We start from the raw sequence: 24530 nt of genomic DNA, 5'->3' as shown, positions 1-24530 counted from the left end.
TCTTTCTTTTCTTATCTTTGCGGAACATTTTTTTTAAGCGTAGAATAAATAAACATGCGGAACTTTCAACATAGGGAAAGAGGAGAGAAACGGGAATCAAACCAGATGGTATTTGGTATCCGAGCGGTTATTGAAGCAATAGACAGTGGAAAGGAAATTGAGTCGCTGTTTGTACAGCGAGGATTGAGTGGCAGCCTCTTCTTGGAATTGAAGTCTTTATTGAAAGAACACAATATTGGTTACCAGCAGGTACCTATTGAAAAATTAAACCGTATTACGCGAAAAAATCACCAGGGGGTTATAGCCGTAATCTCACCCATTACATATCAGCGCATCGAAGATTTATTGCCTGTCATCTACGAAAAAGGGGAAATTCCACTATTGTTAATGTTAGATGGTGTAACGGACGTCCGCAACATGGGGGCTATCGCGCGTACGGCGGAATGTGCTGGAGTGCATGCGATAATCGTTCCGCGGAAAGGATCTGCAGAAATCAACCCGGACGCGATTAAAACTTCAGCAGGAGCACTGTATAAGATTCCGGTTTGTCGGGAAGATGCTTTGGGTCGTACTGGACGTTTCCTTATTGAATCGGGTGTTCAGTTGGTTGTAGGAACTGAGAAAACACAAGATTCTGTTTATGATGTGGATTATACGGTTCCAACCTGTGTCATCTTAGGTGCCGAAGATGTTGGCGTGTCTGACGATTTGCTCCGGATTTCAGATAAATTGGCGAAAATCCCGATGTTTGGTGAAATCAAATCCTTGAACGTATCGGTTTCAGCAGGTGTTGTTATCTATGAGGCTATACGTCAACGGCATAAATAGTCGGTTATAATTGAAAAAACAAATTTATAGACAGCTCCGAGTATATAGATATGTCTTTTATCGAGAGACGCTGGTTGATCCTCGTGAACATTTTTGGTCTTTTATCGGTGCTTTTGTTGGTATTTTTATTATTGCATTTATCCAGTCTCAGCACTTGCCGATATTGGAGAACGTCTTTTTAATCGGATCGTTTGGGGCGTCTTCAGTTTTAGTGTACGGCGCCATACAAAGTCCACTAGCGCAACCCCGGAGCCTCGTTGGTGGCCATGTTGTGTCGGCATTTGTTGGTGTAACCATTGCTCGCTTGTTACCTGATATTATTTGGCTTACTGCTCCCTTGGCGGTAGCTTCCTCCATTGTTTTTATGCAAATAACCCGTACGCTTCATCCTCCCGGAGGTGCAACAGCGCTCATTGCCGTGGCCTCTGGAACGAAAATTAGTTCATTAGGATATGGGTATATTGTCAGCCCGGTGTTATCAGGAACATTGATTTTACTTTGCACAGCGCTTGTATTTAATAATATCACGGCTAAACGGCATTACCCTGTTCGATACTCGCGATTACGGCGGTCTCGAAGAAGACATTTAAAGGCCAAACGGCTGGGAAAAAGATATTAATAAGCTTTTAAATAGATATAAATGAAAAGCCAGATTTTCTGAATGAAAATCTGGCTTTTAACATGATAAAAAATTGTAATGACTAATATTTAGAACGTGAAGCAGCGCGTTTGCGTTCTCCTCTGAAACTTCCGGAATCCCGTCTGTCTCCTCTGTAAGAAGAGCCACTTCCTCCACTTTTTCTATCTCTGCGTCTTCCACCGCTGTCGCCGCCTCTAGAGCGACCACCTCCACGGCTTTCTTCGCCTGATACTTCGACGCGAACTGCACGACCATTGTACTCTGTACCCTGGAATCCTTCAAAAACTTTGTTTACATCAGCATCTTGTACCTCGAAGAAAGTAAATACACCTTTCATATCGATTTTCCCAACCGATTTTCCCGAAATATTCGCTGCGTCGCAAATAAGACCCAGCATATCACCACGTGAAAACTCATCTACAGAACCAAGATTTATAAACAAACGCGTGTATCCTTTGGAAGCTGTTCTGCTTCTACGGTCTCCCCGTTCTTCGCGATCCCCGTCTCTTTCACGGGCATCAACGTTCAAGTCTGGTGCATTTTGATAATAGTCCAAGAAACGGTTAAACTCTAACGAAGCGAAACGTTTGATAATGTCCTCTTTGGACAAATCTTGCATACTTTCCATAATACTTGGAAGGTATGGTGCAATCCGCTCCTCGTTGATGTCTACGTTACGTATTTTATCTGTCATGGCAAGAAGTTGTTTTTCAACCACTTCGCTAGCTTCAGGAACTTGTTTCTTTTCAAACTGTTTGCCTATGATCTTTTCGATGCGTCGAATCTTGCCTAATTCTTTAACGTTAATTAAAGAAAGAGAAACACCAGTTTTTCCGGCTCGAGCCGTACGACCTGAGCGGTGTGTGTAGTTTTCAACTTCATCTGGTAGAGAGAAGTTAATAACGTGTGTTACGTCGTTCACATCAATACCACGAGCAGCTACATCTGTTGCAATCAACAGCTGCAAACTACGGTCGCGGTAACGTTTCATGACCTTGTCGCGTTGTTGTTGAGACAAATCTCCGTGCAACGAATCTGCGTTGTAGCCGTCTCTTACCAAAGCTTCCGCAATTTCTTGTGTTTCAATCTTTGTACGACAGAACACGATACCGAAAATTTCTGGATAATAGTCTACAATACGTTTGAACGCCGCATATTTGTCTCTAGCCTTTACAACATAATACTGGTGTTCAATGTTTACATTACCGGTGTTTTTCGTGCCAACGGTAAGTTCATGAGGGTCGGTCATGTAGTTTTGTGCTATACGACGTACCTCTTTTGGCATAGTTGCTGAAAACAACCATGTTTTCTTTGTGTCGGGCGTTTCCGAAAGGATGTTGTTGATATCCTCTTGGAATCCCATGTTTAACATTTCATCCGCTTCGTCTAAAACAACATACTTCACATTGGAGAAGTCGATTGCTTTTCTGCCGATGATGTCCAACATACGTCCAGGAGTGGCTACTACGATCTGTACACCGCGACGAATCTGACGTAATTGGTCAGAGATATTGGCGCCACCGTAAACGGCAACAACGTGTACGTTGTCCACGTGTTTGGCGTATTTCTCTAGATCTTTTGCGATTTGTAAGCATAGCTCACGTGTAGGACATAATACTAAAGCCTGCGGGTGCTTTTGAGTAAAGTCGATTAACTCTAAAAGTGGAAGACCAAATGCCGCTGTCTTTCCTGTGCCGGTTTGGGCTAATCCGACAAAATCGTCGTTGCCAGTCAATAAAACAGGAATGGCTTTTTCCTGAATAGGAGATGGTTTCTCGAAACCCATCTCAGTGATGGCATTAACAACTTCATGACGGATCCCCAAGTCTAAAAATGGGTTCATGAAATAAATTATACAATAGGCTCTATTGCCTAAGGCGGTGCAAATATAGGGATAATATTTGGGAATATAAAATTATGTTCTCTTTTTTAGAAGTATTATAAAAAAAATGGCTGCCCTCTATCATAGACAACCATTTTTATTTTGCTATTTAACAATCCTAGTATAAGGTGAACTCTACCCGGCGGTTTTGTTGCCGACCATCGGCACTAGCGTTCGTCGCAATTGGTTGTGTTGGGCCATAGCCTGTAGCTTCAATTCGGGAAGCATTAGCTCCTTTAGAAACTAAATATGATTTTACGGCTTCAGCACGCTCTTTTGACAAGCGCATATTGGTTTGCATAGAACCGGTGTTGTCCGTGTGTCCAGCAAGCTTCAAGCTAAAGTTTTTTTCGATGAGTAGCGCAGCTACGCTATTCAATGAAGGATAGGAGTTTGAGCGAATAGTCGATTTTCCTAAATCAAATTCGAGGTTTTTAATTGCTTCATCGACGACTTTTCTGTCTTCTTCCGTCACAACAATCTTTTCAATTACTTTTGTTTCATTTTTCATTTCTGGAAGTGGACAACCAGATCCATCTACCTTAACACCGGCAGGCGTATTTGGACATTTGTCGAATTTATTTGCTACACCATCGCCATCATCGTCTTGCAGGTCGTTGTTTAAATCCGCAAGCTGTGAAGACAAGGCTTCATTCGCTTGTTTTAACGCATCGTTTTGTGCTTTCAGGTCATCATACTTCACAGTATAGTCGTTCACCAATGTGGCAACAGGGTTGGAATTATTAAGCGCAGGTTTAAAACTATTGCCCAACGCAATTTCAAGTCCGGCATGTGCATAAGAGAACAGGTCGTTTTTAAACGTACCACCGGTTTTTCCATCAAAATGCTGATTTGCCCAATTCAGCTGGTAACCTAAGTCAATGTTGATGCCTCTTGCAACAGCAAACTTGAATCCGAAATCTGCAGGTACATACAGCTTAGTTGTCGCATCATGTGTTGCTGTTGCGCCATCTGCATCTGTTACTGTTGTTTCAAAATTCAATGCACCGATACCTACCGCGAAATAGGGTTTGATAAAGCTGTTGAGGAAGCGCCAATTGGTATTGGCCATTGTCCACTCTCCAGATAACGCAGCCGACCAAGGTGTTTTTGTTTCAAATGCGGCGATACCTGTTCCGGTAGCATCTTCATTTTTACCAGCGACTTTTCCACCCATATATTGGGCTTTTAGGCCGAAAGACGGGGAAATTTGTTTTTTAATATAAGCGCTATATCCAAGGTTGTGTTCCAATTTATCGAAACCGTCTTGGTTGAAACCGAAGATATTAGACTGATTCAATACGCCAGCATTCAGTCCCACTGACCACGTTCTGTATTGAGTTTCAGAGCCAAGGGGTGTTGTACCCTCAATGCTACCTTGTTTTTGAGCCTGAGCAACGGAAATGGTGCCCAAGAAACTGGCCATACCTACGATGGCTACATTTTTTAAGTTAAAGTTCTTCATATATAAACTATTAATAATATTTGTATCAACATGCGTTCGATGCAATTGTTTGCCAAAAGTAGGGCGGAAAAAAGAATGTTGCGCGGAAAGCATGGAGAAAAAAAACTCTTGTAGCATAGCGGCTACAAGAGAAGAGAAAGACGTCATACGAGGTGTTTTAATAAGTGCGTACAGGAGCAAATAAAGTCGGTATGGTCATATTATAAGCCATCTTACGTACAATATTTTCTTCGATCAATTTTCGGAAAATACTCTTACGGCTACGGGTGATAAGGAGGAAATCTATCTGCTCGTCAATTAATACGTTGGAAATAGCATGTGATACATTTTCCACGGCTCGATTGTAAAGCACTTGTGGTTTTATAGTATAGGAGATGTTTCGGATATCTGTTCGGTTGATTATTTCTTCAATCCAGCTTTTGAATTGGGTATCGATATCGCTGATACGTCGGTCATCTTTGTTCACGTAAATCAATACGAGCTCGAAATCGTTGCCAATAAGTTTAATGGCGTGTTGGAGTACCTCGATTTCACCCTCTTTAAAATTACAGAGTAAACCAACCCTGTCTTTCTTGAGGCCTTTCGTCTTTTGCGGAACCCCAAGTACGGGCGTTTTCGTATTCAAAATGACATCGTATGTATTACTGCCCAGAAAGATCGCTTCCAATCCGGAAGAACCTTTTGTTCCCATCACAACGGCATCGTAATTAAATGTGGCAGTTACTTTGCTGATCTCTTCAAACAGGTTACCCTCTTTAAATACCTTGTTGAATTTAATGTCGGGATATTCACGATGGAGATTCGCTAAGAGTCTTTCCATCTCCTTTTCCGAAATTTTTACCTGTGGATCTTCAATAGGATAGGCTTGTCGGTTTACATACGAATTGGAATGATGCGTGAAAACATGGATGAGGTCCACCTCCTGTTTTCGCTCATTTTGTGAAATGAACGCACAAGCATATTGAATAGCGGTTAGTGAGTCCTCGGAAAAATCAACGGGTATTAATATTTTGTTCATGATATAATTGTTTATATTGTTTTTCCAAAAAAAGCAGGCTTTTGCAGTCGCAATGTCATGGCTTTAGAAACCGATGACGTAAACAATCTTTCAAAAAAGGTTTTTCTGGTTTTTGAAACCAAAATAATATCAATGTCTTGCACATCAATCAATTTACCGATAACCTCCGGTATAGTATCTTGATCCTTGTCTTCTTTTAAAGTCGGAGCTGTTATTTTGGTCGTACGCCTCACCGCGGAAAACTCATCCACATTAAATCCCCAAGAATCTAATCGGTTGTTCACCGAGGATACACTTTCACCTTCCTTATAAACATGTATGAGTGCCACGTCGATCTCTTGTTTAAAAGTATGGACGAACTCTTGAAGCGTCGTCAATTCTTCTTGCTTAAAATTGGTTAGCAGCCCCACCTTTTTTATCGCTGTCGTGATATGGACATTAGGTATGACAATGACTGGAATAGGTGATTTTGCTACAATTAACGCCGTATTGCTTCCCCAGAATATATTTTTGTTTGCCGATGCTCCTGTGGTACCCATCGCGATAGCGACATAATCTCCTCTTTTTGCCTCTTTGAGGAGTGCCTCCTCTAAAAGCCCCCGATCATTGTGATAGGATATAGCTATGTCAGGATATTGGGTTTGAAGCCTGCTTGTCCACTCCTTAATAGTAAAATCGGCCTTTAATAAATCAGATTCCTCCCGGTCTCCTTCTAATTCATGCTCGTCAAAACCCGATGAAATTGCCGTATAGAAATGAACAACATGCAAGCTGTAGTGATGCTTTTTTGCAATTTCTGCAGCATACCGAGCAGCTAAGAATGCGTTTTCCGAAAAGTCCGTTGGTACTAAAATTTTCATCAGAATAAATTGTTATTGGTAATGAAGTTTGCAAGAACTAACTTATCCATACCTTTTTTCGGAGTGATAGGTCATGCAGATTTCCTCATTATAAGTTGATGTTACTGTATAAAAGTACAAATAATAAGTGGTTTTAAGAATTTAAAACTTTGTGATTCTATAAGCGGAATACTATGCATTGTGAGAGCAAGCATTTTTAGCTATTTTTGTACCTCAAAATAAGTATATATAGGATTCCATGACCAGTAAAGAAATACGCGAAGCTTTTTTAAGTTTTTTTAGGGACAGGTCCCATCACGTTGTGCCATCAGCTCCGGTAGTTGTTAAAAACGATCCGACGTTAATGTTTACCAACGCAGGGATGAACCAGTTTAAAGAGATTTTTTTAGGAGAGGTGCCGGTAAAATATTCCCGTGTTACGGATACACAGCGATGTTTACGCGTATCGGGGAAACACAATGATCTGGAAGAGGTCGGTATCGATACCTATCACCATACCCTGTTTGAAATGCTCGGCAACTGGTCTTTTGGTGATTATTTTAAGAAAGAGGCCATCGCGTGGTCTTGGGAATTGTTGACGGAAGTGTACAAGTTGGACAAGGACCGCTTGTATGTGACGATTTTTGAGGGCGATGAGAAAGAAGGACTGGAGCGGGACTTAGAGGCATACGATCTGTGGAAAAACCATGTAGCAGAAGACCGGATCTTATTGGGGAACAAGAAAGATAATTTTTGGGAAATGGGAGAGACGGGACCGTGCGGCCCGTGTTCAGAAATCCATTACGATATGCGTCCGGATGAACAGCGTGATGCAGTAAAGGGACAGGATTTGGTCAACGCCGACGATCCGCAGGTTATCGAGATATGGAATCTGGTATTTATACAGTTCAACCGTCTGAAGAGCGGGAAACTGGAACCGCTGCCTGCCAAGCATGTAGATACGGGCATGGGCTTTGAGCGTTTGGTCCGCTCTATCCAAGGTAAGACGTCGAATTATGATACCGACGTTTTTCAGCCTATTATACAGTTTATCGCCGAGAAGGCGGGGACAAACTATGGAGTGGACGAAAAAAAGGACATCGCCATGCGTGTACTGTCCGACCATATACGTGCCGTAAGTTTCGCTATCGCGGATGGGCAGCTTCCTTCCAATAATAAGGCAGGTTATGTTATCAGACGTATACTGCGGAGAGCGGTACGCTATGCCTATACTTTCCTGGGTTTCAAAACGCCGTTTATCAATGAATTGGTGCCACTTTTGGCAAAGCAGTTTGAAGGCGTATTCGACGAACTTATACAACAACAGGGTTTTGTACAGAAGGTGGTGCTGGAAGAGGAAGTTTCTTTTTTACGTACCCTTACCACAGGCATACAGCGATTTGAGAATTATATCGCAGAGCATAAAGCCATTGACGGCGATTTTGCCTTCGAACTGTTTGATACCTATGGCTTCCCGGTAGACCTCACTGGGCTATTGGCGCGGGAGAAGGGGCTGCATGTGGATATGGACGGCTTTCAAGGCGCCCTACAGCAGCAAAAGGAACGTTCGCGTGCCGCAACGGTTATCGATACCGGCGACTGGGTTACGGTATCGGACGGGGATGAAACAGATTTTGTGGGATATGATTATCTGGAAGCGACCACGCAGATCTTAAAATACCGCAAGGTAACTATAAAGGGCAAACAACAGTATCAGCTCATCCTGTCCGTTACACCATTTTATGCCGAAGGGGGAGGGCAGGTCGGAGATACGGGACTACTGATATCCGAGGCCCAGGAAAAGATTTATGTTACGGATACCAAAAAGGAGAACGGGCTTGTCGTACATTTTGTAAAGGAACTGCCGCCGGTGCTGGCAGGAAACTTCACTGCAACAGTCGATCGTGACAAACGTATTGATACGGAGAGCAATCATTCCGCTACTCATTTATTGCATGCTGCGTTGAAGCAGGTGCTGGGCGACCACGTGAACCAAAAAGGCTCGTTGGTGTCTCCTGATATCCTACGTTTCGACGTTTCGCACTTTGCGAAAATTACTACAGAAGAACTGAAGTTGGTCGAAGATATCGTTAATGGTAAGATCCGCGAGAATATACAGTTGAAGGAAGAACGTGATATACCTTACCAGCAAGCTATTGAATCGGGGGTGACCGCCCTGTTCGGCGAAAAGTATGGAGATTCTGTACGTGTGGTTACCTTCGACAGCAGCTTTTCTAAAGAGCTCTGTGGAGGTACACATGTCCGTGCCACCGGCCAGATCGGGTTTTTTAAAATAGTTTCGGAATCCGCCGTTGCCGCAGGGGTACGACGGATTGAGGCAATTACCGGATCGAAGGCATCAGCGGTAATCCGCGAACAGTTTGAGCTGATCGATAGTATGCGGGAACTGATGAACAGTCCCAAGGACTTTCTGTCGACACTCGAAAGGGTGTTGAATGAGAACAGCGAGCTGAAGAAGGCGATCGAAAAGCACATCCGTGAAAAATCATTACAGATGAAGCAGGAACTGGAAGACAAAATGGAAAAAATCAATGGCGTCAATTTTTTATCGATGATCGTGGATCTTCCTAATCCGGACGCAGTGAAAACACTGGCTTTTGCTTTGAAAGGCGCGATGGATAATGTGTTTGTAGTTTTGGGGGCAAATATTGATGGAAAACCAAGCCTGACTGTTTCGATTTCAGATAGGTTAGCGAAGGAGCGTGGATGGAATGCGGGTGCGATTGTTAAGGATCTGGCAAAAGATATTCAAGGCGGCGGAGGAGGACAGCCTTTTTTTGCCACGGCCGGAGGAAAATTAGTTGAAGGTCTTCCGAAAGCAATCGCGAGGGCTAAGGAGTTTGTGAAATAGCACAAAATGAATAGAAATGAAGAAAACTATTGGTTTACTTGTTTTATTGATCGCATTGTTTTGTGCGTGTTCGCGGACGGATGTGATTCATATATATGGACACATTGACAACCCTGGAAATGTAAAGGTCATTGCTTTTTACGAAGGTGATAGAAAGCTGGACTCTGTCTATCTTGCAAACGGGAATAAATTTAAATTTGAACGGCAGGCGACGCAGTCTCGCTTGCTTTCTATTCAAATAGGAAACAATAAGTATCCAGTTATTTTAACCCCCGGAGAGCCATTGAAGTTTGTAGCCGATATGCATAATCCAGAGGACTATCAAATAGAAGGCTCTGAATTGACGTCTGCATTAAAAGAGTTTGCTCCTTATCAGCGTCGTAAAGAATTCGTGCAAGATTCCTTGCAAGGTGCTTTTGCTAAGGCTACTTTAAATAAATCAGCGGAAGAGATCGAAAGTTTACGCTTTGACTATTTAATGGAGTTTAAATCGAAGTTGTCGTTATATACGCAGCAGGTAATAACATTTGCGGAGCAAAATAAAAATCTAGCGGGGTTTTATGCTATCAGCACCCTAGATCCAGATATTGCGGAGTCGGAGATTATCGCGTATGCCGATGAAATCGAAGATAAATTTACGGATAATCGTTATGTTTCTCAATTTAAAGAGGAAGCAAAGAAACTAAAAAGATTGGCTGTAGGGCAGCCTGCGCCCGAAATTGAGTCGTTTACACCGAATAACAGGACAGTGAAGCTTTCTGATTTCAGGGGGAATTATGTGCTGGTTGATTTTTGGGCTTCCTGGTGCGCTCCATGTAGACAAGAAAATCCGAATATCGTGAAACAATATCACGCTTTTAAAGACAAAGGATTCACCGTATTGGGCGTATCGTTGGATAATAATCCAGGCAGCTGGATGCGTGCCATCGAGGCAGATCGATTAGAATGGACACAGGTTTCAGATTTACAGGCATGGAGCTCTGATTTGGTTATAAACTATCGAATCAAAGCTATTCCTACTTCTTATATAGTAGACCCAGCCGGCAAAATATTAGCTAAAAATTTGCGAGGTAAGGAACTTGAAGCATTTTTGAAGCAAACTTTAAATTAAAAAAACATTTAACAACTGTTAAGTGGTTAACAATTTGATAACATCTTTTTAACGTTGTCTTACCATTTAGTACATAATTTAGCAAAAAAACAATAATGAACGCCAATCAAAAAATACTAGTGGTAGATGATGAACGAGATATCGTCGATTTAATATCCTATAGTCTTACAAAAGAAGGCTATCAAGTTTATCAAGCGTACAATGGTAAAGAGGGGATAGAAGTAGCGAAACAGGCTAATCCTGACTTAATTATCTTAGACGTTATGATGCCAGAAATGGATGGAATCGAAGCTTGTCGTCTAATGCGCTCTATGCCGGAGTTTAAACATACTTTCATGGTTTTTCTTACTGCCAGGAGCGAAGAGTATTCTGAAATCGCTGGTTTTAATGTGGGTGCTGACGACTACATAGCGAAACCGATCAAACCACGTGCTTTAATGAGCCGTATCAATGCTATATTGCGGCGTAATAATACGGAATCGGGAATTGATCACGCAGATAAACTAGAAATCTTGGATCTGGTTATCGATAGGGATTCCTTTTTAGTATATCGCGATGGAGAAAAGATTGTTTTGGCAAAGAAGGAATTTGAGTTACTTTATCTTTTGGCTTCAAAGCCAAATAAGGTTTTTACGAGGGAACAGATACTAAAAGCCATTTGGGAAGACTCCGTGGTGGTTACGAATCGAACCATCGACGTACATATCCGCAAGCTAAGGGAAAAAATCGGAGATCATTACGTTTCAACCGTCAAGGGTGTGGGCTATAAGTTTGAAGTATCCTAATAAATTCGATCCGTCCGCTAACGGATCGAATTTCCTAACTATTCATATAAACTATCGAAAAAAGTAGGTTTATCCAATTTGACCGCTATACGATAAGCGGCATTTATTAATCCCACATGGCTATAGGCTTGTGGGAAATTGCCCCATTGGGAACCGTCATCTTCGTGAACATCCTCACTGAAAAGCATGAGATGATTCGCAAAGGATAAAAGCTGTTTAAATACTTCTTGGGCTTCGTCTAAACGACCAACACAGGCTAATGCTTCTACATACCAGAATGCGCATACCAGAAATGTCGATTTTGGCTTTCCAAAGTCGTCTTTGTGCATATATCGGTAAAATAAGCCATGCTTGCCTTTTAGCTCCTGTTCTAACTGTTTAAGGTGTTTTTTTGCTTTTTCTGATGAGGGATCTAAATAGTTCATCATAATAAGCTGTAGCGTGGATGCGTCCAGGCTTTGGCTTTCAAAAGCATTGGTATATACTTCTCTTTCTAAATCATAGCAGCTTTCAATATGCTTTTCCGCTTGCGCGCGAATGGTACTCGCCTGTTGTTCGATGTCTTTAAAACCATATTGTTTGGCGATTTTGAGTGCTGCCGTAGCCCCAGCCCATTGGAATAAGTTGGAATAACAATGACGATTTTGAAAATTCCTGAACTCCCATATTCCAGCATCTTTCTCATCGATGGTCTGTGCCATTTTCTGAAGGATAAGATGTGTCCATGCTTTTGCCGTATGTAAGTTTTGATGGCGAAAGCGATGGTCAGAAAACAACGGAAGCAACGCAATAAGCGCTTGTCCGTATACGTCGTTTTGGATGTGTTCGGAAGCTTGATTACCAATTCGAATAGGTTTGTTTCCAAGATAACCGTCCAGATATGGAATGGTATATTCTTCTAAATCCGATTGCCCCATAATGCCGTATAGCGGCTGTAGTCTGCCTGTGTCATTTTGGCTAATGTTGGCAATATAGGAAGCATACCTCTCCATTTCCTCGAACTGCCCTAAATGACTCAGTGCCGTTAGCACATAATAACTATCGCGCAACCAGCAAAATCTATAATCCCAATTTCGGCCGGATCCCGGGTATTCCGGTAAGCTGGTCGTACTAGCAGCGATGATTGCTCCTGTGTCTTCATATTGGTGCATTTTAAGCGTAAGGGCCGATCGAATGACTTCTTTTTGATAAAATGCAGGAATAGAAGCGTTTTTCACCCACTTATGCCAATATTCTTTTGTGCGTAAAAGAAAATCTTCTGCAGTGCGGGCAATAGGGGCCTCAAAGGGACTGCCGTAAGTTAATATCAAATAAACGGGTTGGCTCAATACATGTGTACTATCGTCAAAAAAATGACTAACCGGCATATTTGTAGCAAGACGCATCTTAATATGTTCCATTTCGAACTGCACATGGTTACTGCCTCTGTACCGATGGAACGACTTGCCACCATATTCGTAGGTTGGCTCACATATAACACGGATTTTTGGATTGCCTCTCATTGGCTCCACTTTTCTGATCAGCGTTAGCGGCTTATAGTAGCGTTCATATTGCTCAAAACGAGGAGCAAAATCCGTAACCCGGTAGGCACCATCTTTGGCTTCTATTTCGGTACATAATATATTTGTATTCTCTAAATAGAATTGTTTGTTATTGGTCGGTTCGCCGGTAGGTAGAATACAGAAAGTTCCTCCAAGTTTTTTATCCAGCAAACTGCCAAAGACAAAAGAATCTTGAAAGGAAGGCCAGCACAACCAGTTTACATTGGTGTCCTGTTCAATATGCGCAATATAAGCACAGTTGCCTATGATGCCCGAGTTATATTTGTGCCTTGTTTTTTGATTCATATTCGTATTGTTTGAGGGCTTGATTTGATGCGCTGTGTGGATTCAATTTTTTCAACGAAATAGTGAACAAGATTTACGGCGTCTTCCTGGTTTTCCACATAAAAATGTGCTTCTGATTTTTTATTTCCCACTTTAACGGTAAGCGCCGAAGAAGGAAGTTCGATAAACATATCTTCATCGGTTACATCATCACCCATCGCAAAAATAAAGTCGGGTTTATAATGGTTCACAATTTCGAGGGCTGCCAAACCTTTGTTGACTTCACCGTTTTTTACTTCGATGACTTTGTCGCCTTGAAGCAGCTGCAGTCCGTGTTGCGGAATTAGATAGCGAAGGGAGTCTACTAGTTCCTGCGAGCGAAGCTGTCCTAGCCCTTGTTGTGCCTTCCGGTAATGCCAAGCCAGCGAATAACTTTTTTCTTCGACGGAAGCACCTGCTGTGATGTTGGCAAATTTGGTCATAATATGTTTTACGGGAATTTTCCACCGATTGGAAAGTTGCGGGCGATGCGTCCACGTGTGTGCGGGATAATTCGTCCATGCGCCGTGCTCCGCTACTAGGTAGTAATCTTTATCACCAAACCATCGTGTCAATGTTTCGCGAGGGCGACCACTAATAATGACTATTTGATTTTCATTATCCGATTGTAACTTTTCCAAAATACGATAGAGCGAAGTGGTCGGGGCAGCGTCGTCGGCGTCTTTGTGAAATCCGATTAGCGTACCATCATAGTCTAAAAAGAACAACCGCTTTTGGCTATTTTGGTACTGATTGAAAATCATTTCCCTAACCCCTTCGCGCACCTTGCGCGACATTTCATTCTTCTGGATATGTTTAATTTCACGCAAGCGATTAAAAAACAACCTGACCCAGTGGTTGATGTTGAATTTTTTGACGATGGCGATATTGGCATCCATGCGTTTCCGCTGTTCCTCTTCCGGCATCTTTATGGCTTGAACAATGGCATTGCTGATTTCGTCGATCGCGTTGGGGTTTACTTGAATAGCATCTAGTAGTTCCTTGGATGCACCGGCTAGCTCGCTCAGGATAAGCACGCCTTGCTCGTTCTCCTTACTGGCCACGTATTCTTTGCAGACGAGATTCATTCCGTCGCGAAGAGAAGTGACTAAACAAACGTCTGCGGCGGCATACAACGCCGATAGCTCCTCCACTGGATAAGTGTTGTAGTAGTAAGCAATAGGGGTCCACTCGTTTGTTCCATATACGGCGTTGATGTGGCCGACGAGCCGATCGATTTCATCGCGAAGTCGTTTGTATTGCGGGACGGTATCGCGAGATGGAACAACCAGCATATAAAGGACGACTTGATTGCTATATTGTGGATATTTAATCAAAAAGTTTTCGAACGCGTACAGGCGCTCGAGTATGCCTTTGCTGTAGTCTAGCCGGTCAATAGAAAGAATGATTTTGCGATTTTGATAGTGCTCTTTTATACACCTGGCACGTGTTTGCACGTCTGGGCTTTCTGCCAATGCGCTAAATTTGTCGTAGTCTATGCCCATAGGATAAACTTCAACGTACACACTTCGGTCGCCTATCTGCAAACAGTTGTTTTTTATAGTAAGTCCCAATATATGGGTGCCCGCATTTAAGAAATGTTGTGTATCGTTGTAAGTATGAAAAGCGATAAGATCGGCTCCTAACACACCTTCCAATAATTCATTCCGCCATGGAATGCATCGAAAAATCTCGTCAGGAGGGAAGGGGATATGTTGAAAATAACCTATGGATATATTGGCGTCGCCCTGACGAATTAATTTTGGAAGCAACATTAACTGGTAATCATGAATCCATATTTCATCTTTGTCATTAGGCTGTTCTGCCCATACAGCATCGCAAAAGGCTTGGTTTACTTCTTTGTAGTACTGCCAGTTTTCTTGCTTGTAAATGGCGTAAGATAGCCGATAATGAAAGATGGGCCATAAAACTTCATTGGAAAACCCTTCATAATACCCTTCTATTTGTTCTGGAGTGAGAAAGACAGGAATAAGGTTAAGTTCCGCTAGCTGTTCGCGGATAATTTTTTTTTCTTCTTCGCATTCGGGGATATATCCCGGCCAGCCGATCCAAATATTATTGTCTCGTTTGTAAATAGAACCTAACCCGGTGGCTAAGCCTCCTTCACTTTGAATAAATTTAAGCTCCCCATCGGTTTTTTCTATCCGTATTGGCAATCGATTTGATACAATTATTGTTCTTTTTTTATACATGTGAAAGTTTTTCATGATAATATTGGGAAAACCTCTAAAAACTAACAAGAAGTCATAAGAATAACCTTTGAAAAAAGGAATTGTTTTGGAAAAATCTATTCATTCTTATAAAATAAATAGTCTTTTATTTTAAATTGGTTAACATAAGAAATCCCTTCTATCATTGATAGAAGGGATTTCCTGTACCCAGCGCCGGAGTCGAACCGGCACATCCGAAGATATTGGTGTTTGAGACCAACGCGTCTACCAATTCCGCCAGCTGGGCTTGCTGTGTCCTTGTTTGACGATGCAAATATAGGAGATGTTTTAGGTTTTCCAAAAAAATATTTTTAGGTTTTCATAAACGAACTGATTTTGACCTGCTTATTTTTTGACAGGACGTTTGTCGTTAACATTATTTAACGCGTATCAATTAAACGTTTGTGTGGATTTAGTATCTATTCTTTAAAGAAGAAAAATAAGAGTTCACCAAAAACACGAAATTTATGAAAAAGGCATTATCATTAGCAGTGTTATTTGCAGGGATTAGTTTAGCAACATTTGCACAGGAAGAAAAAGGTACGAGGCGTCCGATTACTAAAGACCGGAAACCGCGAATGGAGAAAAAGATACAACGTACACCGGAAGAGATCGCCAAACTGAAAATGGAGCATTTGGATAAATATTTAAAATTTACTGATGCCCAACGATCAGAAGTATATGCTATACAATTGGAGCAAGCAATACAAGCGGTAGCTCACCGCGAAGAAATGAAAAATTTGCACGACAAAAAACGTGAAGACATAAAGGATTCCCGAGAGAAAATGAGTGAAATTTTGACGACTGAGCAAAAAGAGCTTTTAAAGAAAAGTTATGCACAACGGCATAAAGGAAACTTTAAGAGAACAAAAAGGGATTTTAGGAAAAGAGGAATGATAGAAAAGAAAATGACGGACGCGGAAAATGTTGAAAGTTAACGGTATAAATGTTTGTATGTAGTTTAGTTTGTGTTAGCGAACAAGGGGGCGGTAACAGCCCCCTTGTTCCGTTGAGTCATATCTTCTCTATAATTTGCATAATTAATGGATATGTATTTTCTAATACAGTTCCGAAACCGCTTTTATCAATCCAGCGGGCATCCGTAATGTCTTCTTCACTTTGTGGAATCAACTTTGGTGATTTGTTCACCCCCATCTCGTACCAATTAGTTTGTTTCAATACAAATTTTCCGCGCATGATGTAGATGTGATAGGTCGTTTGAAGCTTTGGACCTAAGTAATTTATACGAATGCCGCACTCTTCTTCTACTTCGCGGACAGCAGCTTCTTTCATCTTTTCATTGTTCTCTACTTTACCTTTGGGTAAATCCCATTTTCCAAGTCGGTGTATAAACAAGTATTCGCCTTCTCCATTTTTAACGAGCCCTCCTGCAGCTTTAATAATTTCTACTTTTTGCGAGATGGATTTAAAAACCTTCTCAATATCAGGATGTATATATAAATAAGTTATGTTCTTTGTTGCTTTCTGTTTGGATGCTTGAAAAAGTTTTTCGAGATCAATGTCTTGTAAACCAATTGTTTGAACATTGGATAGTTTCTTTGGAAGAAAATCAGCTAAAATAAGCTGACATTCGTTCATATAAATTTTATAAATTTGCGCCATGAATAAGTTAAATGAGGTTGAACAAAAAATTGCTGAATCCTTATTGCAAATTAAAGCAATAAAATTACAACCTAAAAACCCTTTTGTTTGGGCGTCAGGTTGGAAGTCTCCAATTTATTGTGATAATCGTATTGCATTATCACATCCGGCAATCCGAACTTATATTCGCCAACAGCTATCCCAGTTAATTCAAGAGGAGTTTGGAACCGTAGAAATGATATCGGGTGTGGCAACAGCGGGAATACCTCAAGGCGTATTGGTCGCTCAGGACCTAGGTTTACCCTTTACGTATGTTCGCAGTAGCGCGAAAGACCATGGTCGTCAAAATCTTATTGAAGGAGAAGTTGTTAGCGGACAACGCGTGGTTATCATAGAAGATTTAATATCTACCGGTAAGAGTAGTTTGTTGGCTGTTGAAGCATTACGCGAAGCGGGATGTAATGTGGTAGGATTAGTTTCCATCTTTACCTATGGATTTGATCAAGCAGCTAAAAATTTCGCGGAAGCTAAATGTCCGTTCTTTAGCTTGTGCAACTATGAAGCGCTTATTAATGTAGCGGTCAACAACGGTTATATTTTGGAATCTGATGTAGCGTTGTTGGAAGAATGGCGTAAAGATCCTTCAACATGGACGGGACAATAACGTATTAAATAAACGAAGCACATGACCATTTTTCAAAACAATGTTGATATTCATAAGCCGATAGAAGCGGTCTACGCATTTTTGGCTGACATGAACAATCATGAGCAGTTGATGCCGGACAATATCGACAATTGGTCGTCGACGGAAGACGAGGCTCGTTTTACGATCAAGAATATGGCAAAGTTAGCGTTGAAAATCAGCCAACGGGTAGCAAATAAGGAAATCGTTTGCATCCCAATCGATGAAGCACCGTTTGCGCTTACTTTACGGTGGAAGTTGGATGATAAAGGTGTAGAAACTACGAATGCAACGTTTGTGATCGAGGCTGAGCTCAATATGATGATGAAGATGATGGCTTCCAGTCCGCTTCAAAAGCTGGCCGATCATCAGGTAGATACATTGAAAAATATACTTGGATAATATATTCATTAGTACACGAAATGAATCCCCGACGAACGCCGGGGATTTTTTATTACGGTGATAATTATGTCATTAATCGGCGATGTGTTTAACAAGACCAAAGAGTTTTGTACATTTGCTGTACGAGAGTTTATAATCAATAGCTATTAGATGGAATTACAATTAAAACGCCCCTTGGCCTTTTTTGATTTGGAAACTACGGGTGTTAATATTGCCGTAGATCGTATTGTTGAGCTATCCATATTAAAAATATCACCGGAAGGCAAAGAAGAGGTATTGACGATTAAGGTTAACCCCGAAATGCCAATACCTGCTGAATCTTCTATGTTTCACGGAATTTACGATGATGATGTGAAGGATTTTCCTCCGTTTAAAGAACGTGCAGAAGAAATCAAGAGCTTTTTAGGAGATGCTGATTTAGCAGGTTATAACTCGAATAAATTCGACGTACCTATGCTGATGGAGGAGTTTTTACGTGCTGGCGTAGATTTCTCGTTAGAGGGAAGAGCGTTCGTCGACGTGCAGAATATTTTTCATCAAATGGAACAACGTACTTTGAAAGCGGCCTACAGGTTTTATTGTGATGCATCATTAGAAAATGCACACACAGCAGAAGCCGACGTGCGAGCCACATATGAGGTATTAAAGGCCCAATTGTCAAAATACGAAGGCGCGGCTTTTGAAGATAAACACGGAACGGTTACGACTCCTGTCGTGAATGATGTGGAGGCATTACATCGATTTACAAATCTGAGCAAACCGGTAGATTTTGCAGGACGCTTAGTATATGACGAGGAAGGCGACCCGTGTATCAATTTTGGTAAACACAAAGGTAGAAAAGTTGTTGATGTGTTTGACGCTGAACCTAGCTACTATGCATGGATGCAGCAAGGTGATTTTCCACGATATACAAAGAAAGTACTGGAAAAGCTATGGAGTGAACATCGTGATAAAAGGAAAGAGCAGCAACAAAAGACCCAACCAAGCCGGGTAGAACCTAACAAGGAACGTCCGCGTAAGGATCAAGCCCCTGCTAAACCCATTACGAATGATATGCTTAAGCAGCTTCAGGGGAAGTTTGGAAAATAGGTTTTATAAGCGATAAGTTAAAAATGACGCGTGATAAGATGCTCATAATAGGCAAATCAACCAATCACGAAGCCGAGTTACGAACAACGAATTAAAAAAATGACAAATACGGAAGAAATGGAACACTTACAGTGCCTGATTGTCGGATCGGGACCTGCGGGTTACACAGCGGCTATATATGCAGCTAGAGCTGATCTGAATCCCGTAGTATACACGGGTATCGTCCCTGGAGGGCAATTGACACAAACGACGGAAGTAGATAATTTCCCAGGGTATCCCCAAGGCATCACCGGTCCTGTTTTAATGGAAGATTTAAAGACTCAAGCGGAACGCTTCGGAACAGAAGTGCGTTTTGGCTATGCGACGAAGGTGGAGTTCTCGGAAAGTGGCGGTGTACACAAAGTTGAAATTGACGGTTCGACTTGGGTTTCTGCGGACACGGTTATTATCGCGACCGGCGCTACCGCAAAATGGTTAGGGTTGCCATCAGAGGAAAAATACAATGGATTTGGTGTATCTGCCTGTGCGGTTTGTGACGGCTTTTTCTTCAAGGGTCAAGATGTGGCGATTGTAGGCGCAGGAGACACAGCGGCGGAGGAGGCTACATACTTAGCGAAGTTGTGTAGGAAAGTTTATATGCTGGTGCGCCGAGATGAATTTAGGGCGTCGAAAGCGATGATACATCGTGTAATGAATACGCCGAATATCGAGGTATTGTACAATACCGAGACTCAGGAAATACTGGGTAATGAAACAGGCGTGACCGGTGTGCGTGTTATTAATAATCAGACACAGGCAGAGCGTCATTTGGATATCACGGGTTTCTTCGTCGCAATTGGGCACAAACCTAATACAGAATTATTTGCAGATATATTGGATATGGACGAAACCGGTTATCTGATTACAAAATCCAATAGTACCGCGACTAATATACCGGGCGTATTCGCTTGTGGCGATGTACAGGATCATATATACCGTCAAGCTGTTACGGCAGCAGGTACAGGCTGTATGGCGGCATTAGAGGCCGAACGTTATTTGGCAGCTAAAGAAAGTTTTGTAGAAGAATAACGAACAGGTAGTGGTGTGACACTTGCACCACTACTTTCTATATCACCTTAAAATACTGTAAAGCATTCCAAATACCATTATCGTCTACATCCGTTGTAATGTAATCTGCGATTTCTTTTACCTCTGGGTTTGCGTTCCCCATAGCCACACCGATAGCGACATGTTTTAGCATGGTAATATCATTCCCTCCATCCCCAAACGCCATGGTCTGCGAAACATCCAGGCCGAAATGTTTACAGAAAACATCGATCCCCACTTGTTTACTTTGACCTTTCGCATTCACATCGGCGAAAAGAGGAGTCCATCTAGACGCTACTGAATTAGGCATGACGTTTTTCATAAATAGCTCCTCGTCTTCCGGTCCCAAAAAAATATTGGTTTGCAAAATGCTCGATACGTCTATGTTCTGTAGTTCAACTGGTGGGGGCACAGGTAAGTTTAGGTGTGCGTACATCCCTGCCACTTCCTGCGTGACATCGTGAATGGAGATTTCTTTTTCAGACATCAACGAAAAACTCAAGGCATGATCACGGCTGTATGCTAGCATGGACTCGATATCATTTGCCTCGATGGCTCTTTTGAACAGGAGGTCTCCTTGTTTCGTGACGCAATACCCGCCATTAAAAGTAATGAACCCGTCGAAATCTAGAAACTTAACATGGTCAATGCTATTAATAGACCGACCGGTTGATAAAATGACCTTAATTCCAAGTTTTTGCAATTGTTCAATTGCCTTTCGGGTAGAGGGGGGAACTTGGTGTGTCTTGAAACTTAAAAGGGTACCGTCTATATCGAAAAAGACAGCTTTGATTTTAGGATATTGCATAATACAAAGGTACGATTTCTTTATATTCCCTATCTTTGCGCTATGGATAATTATGCCGCTTTTTTTGATAAAATTAGAGAGTCGATTCAACAGGAAGAATTTATTAAGATTTCTTTAGGAGATTATAATGGCACAGAATTGTACTTGAAAAATGTATATATCAAACCGGTTATTATAAAGCGAGAAAGGAAGTTATCCTTTGTTTTTCGTTATAAGACACAAGACATCACTCAAAACTTTGAGATCGACACAGGTATCGTGGAAATACAAGGGCTTTTGAAAGTAGAAGGATTTCGGGTGGCAACTTTGTTCACAGAAACGGAGAACCTATTATGTCAATTTACTAAAAAGGGAATATGGTCTCTCAGAAGGGAGAACCCAACCGCTAAGAAACCGGTTATTCTTGCCCACGATAAACAGAAAGTACGGAAGTTGGATAGCACGAACAAAGTTTATTTACGCGAGTTAAAACTGGCAGACGCAAGGGGGGATGTGTATAAAAATGCACAAGACAAATGGAAGCAAATTAATCACTATATAGAAATATTAAGTGCCATATTACAGCGACTACCGCAGAAAGATACGTTAAATGTTGTCGATATGGGCGCGGGAAAAGGTTATCTGACTTTTGCTTTGTATGATTATTTAGTCCATACGCTTCAAAGGCGGACTTCCCTAGTGGGAGTGGAATACCGCAAAGATTTAGTAGACTTGTGTAATCAGATTGCCGTGAAGTCGAATTTCAAGGACTTGCTTTTCATGCGGGGGGCGATAGAGGACTACCAACCCCAAAGTGACCTAGATATCTTGATAGCTTTGCATGCTTGTGATACAGCGACCGACGATGCTATTGCTAAAGGGATTAAACATGGCGCAGACCTGATTGTGGTCGCACCCTGTTGCCATAAACAAATCCGTCGGGAAATGGAAAAGAATAAAACGAAGAACGAGCTTGATTTTCTGCTTAAACACGGGATTTTTATGGAACGTCAGGCGGAAATGGTGACCGATGGTATACGGGCGTTGATTATGGAGTACTTCGGCTATCAAACCAAAGTCTTTCAATTTGTATCGGATGCCCATACAGCTAAAAATGTGCTGGTAGTAGGCGAAAAGAAATTCGCTACCGAACAGAAGCGACAAGAGATTTTGGAAAAAATAAAATCTACGAAAACCTATTTTGGTATAGATTATCACTACCTAGAACAGTTGATGGGATTGTAATGTTGAAACGAAGTCTATAAGGTAACCTTTACACCGGCATAATAACTCCGAGTAGGAGCGGGGTTGAAAAATCGATCGCCAAAAGCATTAATATCGTTGCCTAAACTATAGCTTTCGTTCAAGAGATTATCTACACCGGCAAAAATTTGTAATTGCTGCTTGTTTTTTAATCGCCAATCCCACGTTCCTTTAGCTTGTATCAAATGAAACTTATCGGAAAATACACTATTCGCGTCATTTAAGGGCATGGCAGAGGTGAAATTATGCGAAATATTCAATCCAAGTTTTTTCGGGAAAGCCAAAATTAACGTATTTGTCCAAACCCAGTCTGGTACTGCTGTGACCTTATTGCGAGAAAAATCGTTGTCGTCTATCCTGTATTTCCCGAAACGATAATGATTATAGGAAGCACTAGAATGTAGGTTTAGGGCCTGAATAAATCTTTCCGTTTGGGGTGCCAGTATATATGCCCAAACGGTGGCTTCGATACCTTTCTGTTTCATTTCTCCCGCGTTGATAAAATATTCCGCACCATTTTCGCGCAATTGTCGAACAATACCATTTTGCATATAATAGTAATAAAAACTAAGGTCAGCGATAAATCGTCTACTTTTAGTTTCCAAACGCGCGCCGATTTCATAACTAGTGCCTTTTTCTGGATCCAGGTCAGTATTGATAACATTGTCCGAAGACCGCACCTCCGCGATGGTTGGTGGAGAATATCCTTTGGAAATAGAGCTTCGAAACGCCAGTCTATCCGTTAGGAGATAGGAAGTTGCTATCCTTGGCATCCATATACTCCCCAAATTAATAGCACCGCTTGGATTTGTTATCTCCGGATAGTGTTGACGATAGCTTATTTTCGACTGGTTTAACCCAATTGAACCTTCGAGCGTCCATCGTTGATGTAGTTTTGCCATGACCCGGTAGAAGAAGCTACTTTGTGCGTTGTTTAAGTCATCTTTTGCCTGCGAGGCAGTGGGAACTCCTTGTTCATTGCCGTAGTTCTCAATCTTATTCCATCCCTTTTGTCCTTCAAAACCGACCTGCATCTGCCATTGAAACTGCGATTTATCTATATTTCTATATGAAAGGTAGGTGCGGAGACCAAGGTTGTTCTCTTTCCGGTACTCATAATTGGTAATAAATGGATTTTCGAAATCGGTGTTCGAACCGAAAAAGCTAATTACGTGAGAGAGCTTGTCCGATACTTGAGCATGGTGCGCGATGCCGCCATAAAATGTTTTATTAAAAATACCGGCTTGCTGTTCTTTAGCTCCTGGATTAGGACCAGCCGCCGGACGAGACATACGGGGGTTTTCGGCCATTTGCGCCTGTGTTAGACCACCAGGTGTACGATAGCTCAAATCACTATACAGTGCAAAAAGTCGAATTTCATTTTGGGGCTTATATTTCCACTGATGAGCCGTTTGAAATGTTTTCTTATTCAATGCCGTATTATCACGGTATCCATCCGATCGTGTGAACGATTGATCGAAAGAGAAACTGTAATTATCCCTTACTTTCCGCTGTATAGAAAGCTGCTCTTGAAACAAGCCAAACGATCCGCTACTTAATAATACAGAACTACGATTTTTGCGCACGTCGAAACCGTTTGGGGCTATGTTAATAACACCACCGGAATTAGCACCATACAAAGAACCATCGGGGCCTTTAATGACATATATAGCATCTATAGCCGCTGGATCGAGAAGGTTTAAATAGGTATTCCCTCCCGCGTCGGTCAGGGGAAAATCATCTATATATATTTTTGCATTTCGAATCCCGAAAGCAGATCGGATTAGACTTCCACGCATCGCCAGACGATAGCTTCCTGGCGAGCGTTCTTCCATCCGCACACCTGCTACGGTGTTGAGGGCAGGAAGTAAAGTTGTAGTTTGTTGTGCTTCTATAAGCCCTGAGCTTATCGTTTGTGCTGTTGACGTTAGTTCCAGAATAGGTTGTTTGCTAAAATACGCATTGATATCCACGGGATTAATTTCTTGCTGAGCCGATACGCTGTCGATCGTTTGGCTCCAAACCGCATAAGGGATGCATAATATTATAGGAAAGAGAAAAAACTTAAATTTAGAAAACATAT

General features: G+C 41.7%; 20 protein-coding genes and 1 tRNA gene. 11 read left to right on the top strand and 10 right to left on the bottom strand.

Going from position 1 to position 24530, the window contains the following annotated elements:
- Positions 1–54: 54 nt before the first annotated feature.
- Entirely contained in the window at positions 55–828 is a 774-nt protein-coding gene (gene rlmB / locus C5749_RS08840; RefSeq protein WP_105724918.1) for a 23S rRNA (guanosine(2251)-2'-O)-methyltransferase RlmB, read from the top strand.
- A gap of 10 nt (positions 829–838) precedes the next feature.
- On the top strand, positions 839–1447 hold the full coding sequence (locus tag C5749_RS08835; RefSeq protein ID WP_105724916.1) for an HPP family protein: 609 nt from the start codon (positions 839–841) through the stop codon (positions 1445–1447).
- 82 nt (positions 1448–1529) lie between these two features.
- Here the strand turns inward: C5749_RS08835 and C5749_RS08830 are convergent, their stop codons facing one another.
- From C5749_RS08830 to C5749_RS08815, 4 genes are all read right to left on the bottom strand, one after another.
- Positions 1530–3311: a DEAD/DEAH box helicase gene (locus C5749_RS08830; RefSeq protein WP_105724914.1), complete on the bottom strand. Its 1782-nt coding sequence runs from the start codon at positions 3309–3311 to the stop codon at positions 1530–1532.
- Positions 3312–3468: 157 nt separating this feature from the next.
- Positions 3469–4815, bottom strand: a complete 1347-nt coding sequence (locus C5749_RS08825) for an OmpA family protein (RefSeq protein ID WP_105725357.1) — start codon at positions 4813–4815, stop codon at positions 3469–3471.
- Between the two features lie 157 nt (positions 4816–4972).
- Positions 4973–5833 carry a universal stress protein gene (locus tag C5749_RS08820; RefSeq protein ID WP_105724913.1) on the bottom strand — a complete coding sequence of 287 codons (861 nt, stop codon included), beginning with the start codon at positions 5831–5833 and terminating at the stop codon, positions 4973–4975.
- An 11-nt stretch (positions 5834–5844) separates the two neighbouring features.
- Positions 5845–6693: a universal stress protein gene (locus tag C5749_RS08815; protein ID WP_105724911.1), complete on the bottom strand. Its 849-nt coding sequence runs from the start codon at positions 6691–6693 to the stop codon at positions 5845–5847.
- A 238-nt stretch (positions 6694–6931) separates the two neighbouring features.
- Between C5749_RS08815 and alaS the strand changes: the two genes are divergently transcribed.
- From alaS to C5749_RS08800, 3 genes are all read left to right on the top strand, one after another.
- Positions 6932–9544, top strand: coding sequence for an alanine--tRNA ligase (gene alaS, locus C5749_RS08810; protein WP_105724909.1), 2613 nt, complete (start codon positions 6932–6934; stop codon positions 9542–9544).
- Between the two features lie 16 nt (positions 9545–9560).
- The gene (locus C5749_RS08805) at positions 9561–10655 is read left to right on the top strand and encodes a TlpA family protein disulfide reductase (RefSeq protein WP_105724907.1); all 1095 of its coding nucleotides are present in this window, start codon (positions 9561–9563) and stop codon (positions 10653–10655) included.
- A gap of 95 nt (positions 10656–10750) precedes the next feature.
- Entirely contained in the window at positions 10751–11440 is a 690-nt protein-coding gene (locus C5749_RS08800) for a response regulator transcription factor (RefSeq protein WP_105724905.1), read from the top strand.
- Between the two features lie 38 nt (positions 11441–11478).
- Here C5749_RS08800 and C5749_RS08795 read toward each other — a convergent pair whose 3' ends face one another.
- From C5749_RS08795 to C5749_RS08785, 3 genes are all read right to left on the bottom strand, one after another.
- Complete coding sequence (locus tag C5749_RS08795; protein WP_105724903.1) at positions 11479–13287, bottom strand: glycoside hydrolase family 15 protein; 1809 nt, start codon at positions 13285–13287, stop codon at positions 11479–11481.
- Positions 13284–15518 (bottom strand): bifunctional alpha,alpha-trehalose-phosphate synthase (UDP-forming)/trehalose-phosphatase, encoded by a 2235-nt coding sequence (locus C5749_RS08790; RefSeq protein ID WP_105725355.1) that lies wholly within the window; start codon positions 15516–15518, stop codon positions 13284–13286. The genes C5749_RS08795 and C5749_RS08790 overlap by 4 nt, the downstream gene beginning before the upstream one ends.
- Positions 15519–15701: 183 nt before the next feature.
- Positions 15702–15783: transfer RNA gene (locus tag C5749_RS08785), tRNA-Leu, on the bottom strand.
- Between the two features lie 220 nt (positions 15784–16003).
- Between C5749_RS08785 and C5749_RS08780 the strand changes: the two genes are divergently transcribed.
- Complete coding sequence (locus C5749_RS08780; RefSeq protein WP_105724901.1) at positions 16004–16474, top strand: hypothetical protein; 471 nt, start codon at positions 16004–16006, stop codon at positions 16472–16474.
- A gap of 76 nt (positions 16475–16550) precedes the next feature.
- Here C5749_RS08780 and C5749_RS08775 read toward each other — a convergent pair whose 3' ends face one another.
- Positions 16551–17159, bottom strand: coding sequence for an NUDIX hydrolase (locus tag C5749_RS08775; RefSeq protein WP_105724899.1), 609 nt, complete (start codon positions 17157–17159; stop codon positions 16551–16553).
- Between C5749_RS08775 and pyrE the strand changes: the two genes are divergently transcribed.
- The 4 genes from pyrE (at position 17158) to trxB (ending at position 20379) form a co-directional block, all read left to right on the top strand.
- A complete protein-coding gene (gene pyrE, locus C5749_RS08770; protein ID WP_105724897.1) occupies positions 17158–17802 on the top strand; it encodes an orotate phosphoribosyltransferase in 645 nt (214 codons plus the stop codon). The genes C5749_RS08775 and pyrE overlap by 2 nt on opposite strands.
- Before the next feature lie 21 nt (positions 17803–17823).
- Positions 17824–18222 (top strand): SRPBCC family protein, encoded by a 399-nt coding sequence (locus tag C5749_RS08765; RefSeq protein WP_105724895.1) that lies wholly within the window; start codon positions 17824–17826, stop codon positions 18220–18222.
- Between the two features lie 150 nt (positions 18223–18372).
- A complete protein-coding gene (locus C5749_RS08760) occupies positions 18373–19311 on the top strand; it encodes a 3'-5' exonuclease (RefSeq protein ID WP_105724893.1) in 939 nt (312 codons plus the stop codon).
- 99 nt (positions 19312–19410) lie between these two features.
- Positions 19411–20379: a thioredoxin-disulfide reductase gene (trxB, locus tag C5749_RS08755; protein ID WP_105724891.1), complete on the top strand. Its 969-nt coding sequence runs from the start codon at positions 19411–19413 to the stop codon at positions 20377–20379.
- Between the two features lie 37 nt (positions 20380–20416).
- Here the strand turns inward: trxB and C5749_RS08750 are convergent, their stop codons facing one another.
- Positions 20417–21205, bottom strand: coding sequence for a Cof-type HAD-IIB family hydrolase (locus C5749_RS08750; RefSeq protein ID WP_105724889.1), 789 nt, complete (start codon positions 21203–21205; stop codon positions 20417–20419).
- 42 nt (positions 21206–21247) lie between these two features.
- Here C5749_RS08750 and C5749_RS08745 point away from each other — a divergent pair, with 42 nt between their 5' ends.
- Entirely contained in the window at positions 21248–22429 is a 1182-nt protein-coding gene (locus tag C5749_RS08745) for a class I SAM-dependent methyltransferase (protein WP_105724887.1), read from the top strand.
- 14 nt (positions 22430–22443) lie between these two features.
- On the opposite strand, the gene C5749_RS08740 is transcribed toward C5749_RS08745, so the two are convergent.
- Entirely contained in the window at positions 22444–24528 is a 2085-nt protein-coding gene (locus C5749_RS08740; protein ID WP_105724884.1) for a TonB-dependent receptor, read from the bottom strand.
- Between the last annotated feature and the right edge of the window lie 2 nt (positions 24529–24530).

Origin of the sequence: Sphingobacterium gobiense (assembly GCF_002980575.1) — a bacterium.
Classification (GTDB): Bacteria; Bacteroidota; Bacteroidia; order Sphingobacteriales; family Sphingobacteriaceae; genus Sphingobacterium; species Sphingobacterium gobiense.
Note: the sequence above shows the minus strand (reverse complement) of the source record. Positions and strands in the feature narration are given on the sequence as shown.